This window comes from Aliivibrio logei (assembly GCF_001691055.1).
GTDB lineage: Bacteria > Pseudomonadota > Gammaproteobacteria > Enterobacterales > Vibrionaceae > Aliivibrio > Aliivibrio salmonicida.
The window spans coordinates 1-562 of record NZ_MAJU01000048.1; the positions used below are offsets into that span (position 1 = coordinate 1).

Sequence of the window (562 nt, forward strand, 5' to 3'; positions counted from 1 at the left end):
GGATCGCGGCTTTCGTAGTTTCGGCTTAGTAAGCGTTCCTTTCTTCTTTGTTGCCTTTTGGTTTCCGTATTATCAGGTTCGGCAAATTAGCCCTTATTTCCCTAAGTTCAGGCGTTTCAGAGGCTATTTTACGCTTCAATTGTTCTTTGGTTATGCCTCATTTTATTCTGCATTAGTGTTTTCCTCGTAGCATTTTCAATCCCAATTGTGGTTAGGATATTTGGTTTATCAGTCGAAAACTGGCTGAAACCAAGTCGTTCAAATGGTGTAAAAATTGTATCTGTTTTCCTTATACAGTATCTCGCAATTTAAGAACATTTTGTTCGCTTAATTGCCATCGGTAAATTAGAATTAGGGCTTAGAAAATCTTGGCAAGGCAGTTCTTTACCAAGTTAGCCAAGCCGAAAGTAAGCACGCACAACAATCGCATCAACACGATTTATTACATTCGGCGTTCTGGGTTTGTCTTGAGTTTCGTGATTAAGGCATCAAAATTCAGGTTGGTTTGCATAGTAATAAACGTGTTATGCCAGCGTTAGGCAATGGTGTGCCCCTCGAAAAG

The 562-nt window shown here is 39.9% G+C and carries 1 protein-coding gene; it reads left to right on the forward strand.

Features of this window, described 5'->3' with window-relative positions; genetic code table 11:
* Positions 1–190, forward strand: a 190-nt coding sequence (locus A6E04_RS21440; protein ID WP_217491222.1) for a hypothetical protein, incomplete at its 5' end; no start/stop codon positions are given.
* Between the last annotated feature and the right edge of the window lie 372 nt (positions 191–562).